The sequence below is a fragment of the Listeria sp. SHR_NRA_18 genome, from assembly GCF_003856515.1.
Classification (GTDB): domain Bacteria; phylum Bacillota; class Bacilli; order Lactobacillales; family Listeriaceae; genus Listeria_A; species Listeria_A newyorkensis.
Genome location: NZ_QPKR01000019.1, coordinates 1 through 8,271, shown reverse-complemented (window position 1 = coordinate 8,271; position 8,271 = coordinate 1). Strand labels below are relative to the sequence as shown.

At 39.7% G+C, this 8,271-nt stretch carries 7 protein-coding genes; all 7 read left to right on the top strand.

Going from position 1 to position 8,271, the window contains the following annotated elements:
• Positions 1-1,800 (top strand): hypothetical protein (locus tag DUK53_RS17610; RefSeq protein ID WP_161564259.1); only part of this gene is annotated, 1,800 nt, incomplete at its 5' end.
• Between the two features lie 9 nt (positions 1,801-1,809).
• Complete coding sequence (locus DUK53_RS16615) at positions 1,810-3,999, top strand: TraM recognition domain-containing protein (RefSeq protein ID WP_124893123.1); 2,190 nt, start codon at positions 1,810-1,812, stop codon at positions 3,997-3,999.
• Positions 4,000-4,679: 680 nt separating this feature from the next.
• A complete protein-coding gene (locus DUK53_RS16610; RefSeq protein WP_124893121.1) occupies positions 4,680-5,474 on the top strand; it encodes a replication-relaxation family protein in 795 nt (264 codons plus the stop codon).
• Positions 5,475-5,498: 24 nt separating this feature from the next.
• Positions 5,499-5,981, top strand: a complete 483-nt coding sequence (locus tag DUK53_RS16605) for a single-stranded DNA-binding protein (protein WP_124893119.1) — start codon at positions 5,499-5,501, stop codon at positions 5,979-5,981.
• 16 nt (positions 5,982-5,997) lie between these two features.
• Positions 5,998-6,348 (top strand): hypothetical protein, encoded by a 351-nt coding sequence (locus DUK53_RS16600; RefSeq protein WP_124893117.1) that lies wholly within the window; start codon positions 5,998-6,000, stop codon positions 6,346-6,348.
• 467 nt (positions 6,349-6,815) lie between these two features.
• Positions 6,816-7,556 carry a hypothetical protein gene (locus DUK53_RS16595; protein WP_236637320.1) on the top strand — a complete coding sequence of 247 codons (741 nt, stop codon included), beginning with the start codon at positions 6,816-6,818 and terminating at the stop codon, positions 7,554-7,556.
• 66 nt (positions 7,557-7,622) lie between these two features.
• Positions 7,623-8,271: DNA/RNA non-specific endonuclease (locus DUK53_RS16590; RefSeq protein WP_124893115.1), on the top strand; the 649-nt coding region annotated here is incomplete at its 3' end.

Here is an 8,271-nt window from a genome sequence, read left to right as displayed (position 1 = left end):
GTGCTTGTGACAACGTGCTTTGTCGTGATGAAAGATTCCGTGCAGAGTAAAAAAGTCATGACCTTGGCGACCGAAGTAGATACGGCGATTGCCAATAAGCTAGTGGAGAAAGTCCCCATTATCGATGGTTCCACATCGAGTAGCGCGATGAAAGGAAAGACTGGTGGGAAAACGATAGAAGCAGCCATTTTTAATGCAAATGTCATCACACCCTACCTAATCGCAAACTATGGTACGAGTAATTTAGATAAGATTAACGAGCTTACGATTACGTACAACGGTAAGACGTACCAACGAGCAGGCTTATTAATGGGAAATGGTGATTCGTCTAAAGTAGATGAAGACTTTGTGTCAGAAGTGGCTAAAATCGAGTACGATACGTTAAACAATACGAACGTGGGGTGGAAGAAAAGTATCGGTCAAGCGTTACTGATTGTCTTCTTCCTGTTGCTGAACGTTGTACAATTTATCATTTATTTTTTACTATTCTTAGTCAAAAATATGCTCGGATTTCTCCTCATATTCTTGTTTCCACTTAGCTTATTCACGTTATTTTTTGCGATGTTCAGCAGCAATATCAATCCATTCAAAAACATTGCCAAAGGTTATTTAACCATCTCTCTGATGAAAGCAGCCATTACATTTTTAGCGTTGTTTTACGTTAGTTACATGATGCTAGCCTATCGAACAAGCAATGATTACGACAACGTATTTATTAAAATTGTCGTGATTTTGTTTTATGTGCTACTACCAATAGGACTCTACTTCTTCCGGAAATTTCTGTTTATGCTATTGTTGGCTACCTTCTCCAATAAAGAAGTAACAGCCTATGCCATGATGCAACAGTTTAGGCACCCACGCTCTAAAGTGAAACCAGATGCAAGGAGTGGTGATGGAAATGATGGGGGTGGTAAGAATGATCCTAAAAATGATGGGAAAACGAATCCAGAAGATGGGCCTAAGAAAACAAGTGCTACCAAATTCGGTTCGCTCATTCGAACACCACAAAATATGGCTAAGAAATTAAATAATGCGCGGAAAAGTATGCAGCAGGATTATAAGCAACAGAAAGCAGCCAACGAAGAAGGGCAGCAAAGAATGCAAGATAGTCAAGCGCGCCAAGCTCGAAGTCAGAAGGAAAAAGACTTGGAGAAAACATTTGCCAATGTACCAATTGGTCATGGCAAAGATGGGGCGATCACGGAAAGCCAGCAAAGGAGACAAGAAAAAGGGGCAGAAATTCAACAAAAACATGAAAATATACGGCGAGACAGAGCGCAGCGTGCCGAAGCCGCAACGGATCGGAATCGAATTGTAAGAACAGGGATGCAGAGCCAGCGAAGGAACAAACTACAAGAAGCTTCTGGAGCAAGAAGTGGAAATTATGTATCAACGGGTGCACCAGCGAAACAACAAGTAAGTAAAAAAGGCCAGCCACAACAAGTCAACAAGGTTCCAGAGAGACCAAGAACACCAAGAAATCCAGAAGCACGTAGACAACCAACTAGAAGCCAACCAGCACGCCAACATGTGCAGGCGAGACAAGCGAATCGTTCTGTAGCTGGAGCAAGACAACCTATAAAACCAAGCGCTGGGACGAGGCAAATCAAGCCTTCGGTACCACAAGCATCCGTTTCGAAACGTTCGAAAGGAAGCGTGCAACCACCGAAACGAAGCCCGCGGGTGAAACACAATGTGCCTTCGAAACGAAAGGTAGATCAACCAACGCGTGTCTCTCAAGCGAGTACGACAAGAAGAAAAGCGCCAGCAAAGCCTCGACAACAACAAAGAAGAAAGTAGGGATAGAAGGTGTTAAATAAAAATTTATTCGGTCAAGATGAAGGAAGAAACGCAAAAGAGGAGCCAAAGACACGCTTACAAGCAACCAGTATTATAATCGCTTGTATCGGATTTGTCTTTTATCCATTTGTGATTGCTGGCTTTTTATTCGTTAGTCCACTGCTTTACTATCATTTTGTGGTGGATCGAAAGCAACGTGGGGCAAGTGTAACCTATGAGCCACTGCTCTATGGGTATCAGAAATATTTTTGGATGGGGAGTGGTTTTTTACTCCTTTTGAATGCTGTTGCTTTTGCAAAATGGATGCCGAGATCGTATTTATCGGCATATGAATTATTCCCAATGCAACAAATTGGTAGTCCATTGACGATAGGATGGGGGACACTTCCTGCTTTCATTGCAGGAGGTGTTTTGTTTGCGTGTCTTATCATGCTTTTGTTTATCTTAGCTGATAAACAAAAAATTGAGACAGCCGAGCAACGGAGAAATCGAATCAAGAGCTCCAAAGAATACTTAGAAAGGAGAAAGCACCGCTTTCGGAACGCAGCACAGATTGATGATCCGTATGCCGAGGCGACAACAAAGGGCAGTAAAAAAAACATTGCTAAAAGGAATACGCAGCGTTTGGAGTCCATCTATATAGGTATGGACGAGTACGGGCAAGATGCTTGGTTACCGCGAAAAGAAATGAATCAACACACGTTTGTTGCAGGTACAACGGGTTCTGGTAAAACAACGTTACTTGAAGTATTTTTAGATGATGCTGGTCGAATGGCAAATCCAGTCCTATTCATTGATGGAAAAGGAAGCCCAGATACAAGACGGTCTGTCGAAGAATATGCAAGAAAGCACAATCGACCGTTGAAGGTTTTCACGGATGAACACGACTTACGCTATAATCCAATGAAATATGGAAATAGTGTCGTGATTAAAGATAAACTCATTTCATTAGCGAAGACAGAGAGTACTTTCTACTCGATAGCAGCAGAAAAACTGTTGATGTTTACGACACAATTAATGGATCAGGCACCAAAATTAAAACGTGATTTTCCAACATTTTCGAAATTGCTGAATGGGCCATATGCGCTAGAAGTGCTTGAAGGAACGATTGACTGGAACAATATAGACTACGATAAACTCTATAATCGGTATAGCGACTTGTTCGATGCACTGATGGAAGAATCGAACGAGGAACTAACAACAACGGAGAAACGAGCAGAAAAAAAGAAAGAAGCAGACGAAGAAGACGAAGTAATTGGTACAAGGGGGCGCTTAATGGCGCGACAAAACTTTGCCCATAAACATCCCGAACAAGGCGATACCATCAAACAATTGCTCAAAAAGATACCCATCTATAGGCGATTAAAAATGGTAAAGAAGGAAATGACACCAGGCTTGCAATCACTATTCTTTGATTTGTTCGAGAGTTACGAGCCTAGCGAGGGTGGAATTTTCAGCTTGTACTCGCAATCGGAAAACCTTCGTTCCAACGTTGATTTGTTGTTGAAGAGTGAAATTGGTTATCTCTTTGATACGACAGAATGCAAAGGGAATGAACTAGATTTAATGGAAGTAGATGCCGAAGATGCCATCGTGTATGTCGCATTGAATGGACTCATTTATCAAGAGTTTATAGAATCATTAGCGCATTTCTTTGTCGGTGAAGTAAACTTTTTAGCATCGTATCGCTACAAACAGATTGATCGATTAACCCAACAAGGGGAAGATAATGCGTTGAAACCATTCTTTTTCATGTGTGATGAGCCTTCTACGTACATTTCGGATAACTTTATGGACACGGTAAATAAGACGCGTGGTGCCGGAATACATGCGGTATTCTCGCCACAAACGATTACTGATTTAAAGCTGAAAAATGAATTGTTAGCGAAAATTCTAGTCGGGAATGCGAATACCTATTTAATCGGACGCTTGAATGATCCGGAGGAAGCCGAATATATGAGTAAGCTTGTTGGGACATTTAAAGACACTGAATTGACAGAAGTTATCCAACAAGAAGCAGGATTCGGAAACGCAAATCGCATCAATTGGTCCGGTGATAAGGGTTCTAAGCGGGAAGTATCAAGCTTTAAAATACATCCAGATACCATCAAAGAGTTGAAAAAAGGGGAGTTTGTTTTCTACCGCAAAGCAAGTGAAGAATACGAAGAACCACATACAGTTTACGTCAGAAAGCCGTAAACAGTCGAAAAAAGTAAGAGAGGCAGTTTCATAGGTTTAAGGGCAGGCTCATTGGTAGGCTTCGAGGAGAGCTCTAAAGCGGGTGGCTTGGTAGCCACGTGTTCTTTTTTTCTCTCTCTCCCTCTCTCGTTGGGGCGTCTGGCTTCATTTACTTTTTTCGCAAGCGAAAAAATCCTGACCATTTTCTCTCTACATGGTTTGACAACCATATAGAGAGAAAATGGTCAGGATTACAGCAAATAAAGCCAGACTAAACGAGAGAGGGAGAGAAAAAAAGAACACTAAAACAGAGGAAAAAGAAAAGAGAGATAAGAAATATAAATAATAAGAGAGGAGAGAAAGGTCAAGAGAAAAGGTCAAGAGAAAAGAGCAACAACTACCAACCCCCCAACCCCCTTCCTTCACCAAAAACTTGAAGGAAGGGGGAGATGGAAGCAATCGGCAAGGCCGATTGCTTCGAAGTTCAAAAGATAAGTGAAAGAGCACAGGGAAGTAAAGCAAAGAGGTCCAATCTTTCATTCTGAAAGTTTGGAATAAGAAGCAACTTGCCTTTGGCAAGTTGCCGCATTTTTGGCTACCGCCCTTCATTCTGTCGGTTGGTGGCCATTTGTTTCCCAAACAGTGTTGCCTTGCAAACTTCTTGAGAAACAAATGGAATAAAAAGAAAGGAGCCTTAAAAAGTGAGCTATCAAAAATTGTTCAGTCACTATTATATTGATCCGGAATCAAATACGGCCAATTACACACGGATTTTATCTCTCATCAATGAATTGCGAATCATTTCTAAAATGCAGATCAAACAGTTTATTGCAACCGAAAAAGAGTTGGCCAAAAGCACGTATGATAAAATATTGCTTTTTTTAGAAGAACACTATTTTATTCAACGTATGCTGGATTATCGCTATAAAAAATCAATCGTGTATTACATCACGAAAGATGGCATCGAGTTCTTAGGATCAAACTATACGGTGCTAAAAAATCCTTATTACAACATTGAGCACTGCTTGAAAATCAATGATATGTTGATTGAAGGATTGACTTGCTTAGGCAGCCATCCTTATTTGAACAGCATTATTAGTGAGCGCCGACTTGTTTTTGAAATGAAAGATGGAAAAGAAGCAAAAGAATCGAAAGGGAGGGTTTATAAAGTTCCTGATTTTGATTTTGAATTTCTATCCTTACAAGAAGAGATCGATGTCGTTTGGCATTTCGAGGTTGAGTTGACGCTTAAAAGTTTGACCAGGTACACGCAGCGTATTTTGCCCTACTATTTAAAAATTCTGGAGGACAAGTATACCAAAAATGACAAAATTATTTATGTCGTCCCGACCGCAGCCATTCAGACAAAACTAATGAACCTATGGGCAGAAATGGAACACAAGCAACAAAAAAGCTATCCCAATTTTGTGATTGTACATTTTGATAATTTTGCAACAAAACTATCAGAATTAGTGCAAGACCTGAACCAAAAATAAAAATGAGAAAAGAGGAAATAAAAAATGAAAATGAATAGAGTACAATTAATCGGGAGAATCGCACGCCAATTGGAATTAAAATTTATTGATACAAAGGATGGAAAAAAAGCGGTATGTAATTTTATTTTGGCTGTCACCAAAAAATATGCCAATGAAGATGGGGAATATCAGGCCGACTTTATCCCTTGTGTCATTTGGGGAAAACCAGCAGAAAATCTATGCAAGTTTCAAGTAGTTGGAAGCTTAATTGCAGTGACTGGAGGAAATCAAACACGACAGTATGATGATAAGAATGGGAATAAAGTATATACAATGGAAGTACTTGCGGACGACATTCAATATTTAGAAAGTAAAGGAAGCAGATCAGCAGCAAAACAAGGACACCAACACCAACAACAAGAAAATCAACAGTCAGTGCATGCAGAATACGGAGATCAAGAAGCACCGATATATGATGAAGGAGCTCAACTCGTCAATAATCGTTTTGGGACAAACGAAGCTTATTAAAAAGGAGGAACAATAAATGATGACAATCGCAATAGTAATAGCCATTAGCATCGGACTAACGATGCTAGTAGTCAGTGAGCACCAAAGAATGAAGCTCAAAAAAAATATACAAGCGTATTTACAAGAGTGCATTTATCAGGACGAGGGGCAGATCCAAAAAATACAGTTTAAGCTAGACAAGAAAGAAAAGTATGAAAAGACATTTATTGTAACAGCTCTGGCCATACTAGCAAACAGTGAAGATGAACAGGGAGTCATAGAAACAAGCGTTGTTACTGCTGGTGAGTTGGCGGCTTATTTTCAAGAAGTAAAATACGAACGAAGAATTCAAAAAATGGAACATAAGAATATTAAAAGAATGCGGTAAAATTCATGTGTCACAAGACTTACAGTAGGCGTTTTCCCATCGGAAAGCGCCTATTCAGTATTCACAATAGAACAAATCAAAAGAAGTAAATCAAGTACATAAGATCAAAAGCAAGTTCAAAGTCAAGGTCAAGAGCAAGAATGCCAGAGCGATTTCCGATTATTTCGTTCTCTACTCTTTGATATGCTCCGTTTTTTCAGTGAACGTAGTTATCCTCGCCTTTGGTATCCTATTCCTTCCAGCCAAAAAAGACAAGGGGCGTAAAAACTTTTTCTTAACGCTGCGCTAAAAAACTTTTTACTACAGCACTCCCTTGTCTTTTTTGGCCTCCAGGAATAACGGACAGTCAGGCGAAGATAACTACACTGAAAAAACGGACCATATCAAATCAAAGAGTGGGGGAACTATAAATATTCGAAAAAAGGCATTCCCTTTTTCGGCTCAGAAAAACAACCTAAAAAAACAGGTTGAAAACCAAAAAAATAAAAAGAAAAGGACTGGTAAACATGGCAACAAAAATCGAGCAAGCGCAATCAAAATTGGATCGGATTAAAAGAGAACAAGTAGAAACTGCGAAAGCGATACGTGCCGAAAATGACCGGATACCATTTGGACAGCCAAACATCATCGGTAGAGGCGATATTTACAAAGATGTCAAAAGAAAATATGCCAAATCAATTAAATTATGGGAAGAACAGAAAAAACAAGAAGGCAGAATAGACATGCTAGAAAAAGTGGAAGGATTTAAGCAAAAAAATGAGCTAATCAAAGATGTGCATGTAGTAGGCGCTTCGGAATACGCAACGGTTGGAGCCAAAACGAGCGTGAACAACTTAGATTACTTTAGAAATAAACTGGAAGAATTGGAAGAAGCAAATGTTAAAGCAAAAGCTTACAACAAAACAAAGCCGGATATCCCAATGAAAACGCTTGGAGCTGATATAACAAAGCTTAAAAGAAAAATCGCGAGGCTTGAAGAAATGGAAAATCAAGCAGAAAATGCGGTGTTCAGTCCAAAAACCCAAGCCCTTATTGATAGCGGAAAGGTTACACAGTGGAAGAAAAAACCCGTATTTTATTTCGTTAAAGGATTACGAAAAGTTGCTTTAGAAATTGACGATAAGGGAGAATTTTTCATTTCGCCATATTACCCAGCATGGAGCAAGGAAGATAACGAGTTTGTAAGTGAGTTGTTAGCAAACGACTGACATTAATTTATCAGAACTTGCGAAAGCAAGTTCTGATCTAAAAAAAGAAAAGGGAGTTGTTGAAACGTGAAAAAATTCATTATATCTATTCTAATCGTGATTATAAGTGGGACTGTAGCATACAAGGGGGACATTATTCCAAGTTTTGGGGAAAAGAGCGATCCACTACTGAATGTCAGTCAAAAGTCGGAGCTAGCAAGCTTAGAATATGACTACAAAAATCAAGTCGTCACAGTGAATGCAAATAAAGCGGAGTTTACAGAAAATGATCTGTCACTAGCAAAAGGATCATGGCAACATTTTTCACCACTTGATGGCCTAAACCGTGTGGGAGTTGCTAACGCAATGTTAAGCAAGGACATGATGCCGACCGAGGAAAGAGAACCACTATACGTCGATCCAACAGGCTGGAAAAATAAAAAAGTTCCGACTGGCTGGCTGTATAATCGGTGCCACCTGATCGGATTCCAGTTAACTGGAGAAAATAATAATTTGAAAAATTTAATGACCGGAACACGCAGCCTCAACACACCAGCAATGTTACTATATGAAAATAAAGTTGCGGACTATATCAAGCAAACAAAAAACCATGTAAGGTACCAGGTCAAACCAATATTTCGCAACAATGAATTGGTAGCACGTGGGGTACAGATGATGGCCAAGAGCGTTGAAAACAATCAGCTGGAGTTCAACGTGTATATATTCAACATAGAGC

Bases quoted from the DNA above. Each gene is read 5' to 3' on its own strand.
- DUK53_RS16605 (WP_124893119.1), top strand. From the start codon at position 5,499: ATGAAAATGAATAGAGTACAATTAATCGGGAGAATCGCACGCCAATTG.
- DUK53_RS16600 (WP_124893117.1), top strand. From the start codon at position 5,998: ATGATGACAATCGCAATAGTAATAGCCATTAGCATCGGACTAACGATG.